This is a genomic window from Rahnella sp. NRRL B-41462, from assembly GCF_003263525.1.
Classification (GTDB): domain Bacteria; phylum Pseudomonadota; class Gammaproteobacteria; order Enterobacterales; family Enterobacteriaceae; genus Rahnella; species Rahnella aceris.
This window is the reverse complement of the sequence record NZ_JYDF01000196.1, coordinates 1-802: the sequence shown is the minus strand read 5'-3', so window position 1 is coordinate 802 and position 802 is coordinate 1. Positions and strand designations below refer to the sequence as shown.

1 protein-coding gene is annotated in these 802 nt (G+C 60.6%); it reads right to left on the bottom strand.

What is annotated here, in order from left to right:
* On the bottom strand, positions 1-802 hold an 802-nt coding region (locus tag UC14_RS26570; RefSeq protein ID WP_157962174.1), incomplete at both ends, for a hypothetical protein.

The following is an 802-nucleotide window of genomic DNA, read 5'->3' as shown; positions in this document are numbered from 1 at the left end:
TTGATATCGCCCAGCGCGCTCAGTTGCAGGCTGCCGTTAGAGGCAATCAGCCCGGCGTTAAGGTTATCCAGCGAGCTGCTGCTTTTTGCTGCCAGTTGCGTCCGGGCCTGCAGGGTACTGCCCGCGTTGACGATATGCCCGGCGTCGAGATTGACGGTGTTCCCGGAAATCACGCTGCCGGTCACCGAGTGGGTGTCGTTGGCAGAAAGATAGAGTTTAGGGGCCAGAACCGTCTGGCCGTTGACGGTGGTTTTTTCCCACCAGACGATGCTTTTGGTCAGCGCCGCGACCTGTTCCGGCGACAGGCTGACGCCCAGTTGCAGGCCCAGACCGGCCTGCTGTTCGGCGGCGTTATCAATCAGATACTGCATCTGCGCGAGGTCTGACCCTGTGCCGCCGACGTAGCGCTGTCCGGTCTGACTGAGCACGGCGTTATCGACATAACGGGTATCGAAGGCGGCATCGCCGAGGAATTTGTAGTCATAGTCCGGCGTCAGCTTCAGCCGGTCCATAAAGTAGGCCGAGCCGAGGAACTTGCTCTCGTCGGTATAGACCGGTGCCGTTTCAATGCGCGGGTTGGACGGCGTGCCAGGCTGAACCGCAGGATGGACAACCTGACCTGCCACCGGCGTTGCAGAAAAGGCCGCAGAGGTCAGGCCGGTACCACCCGGGGTGGCCTGTTTGCCCACGGCAGATATCGCAGACGTCGGTCGCGCAAGGTAATCGTTCAGCGCATTGAACAGTGACGGATCGGTTTTACCGATCCCGCCAAGTTGCGGGTTGGTGGTGATCAGATACGGGC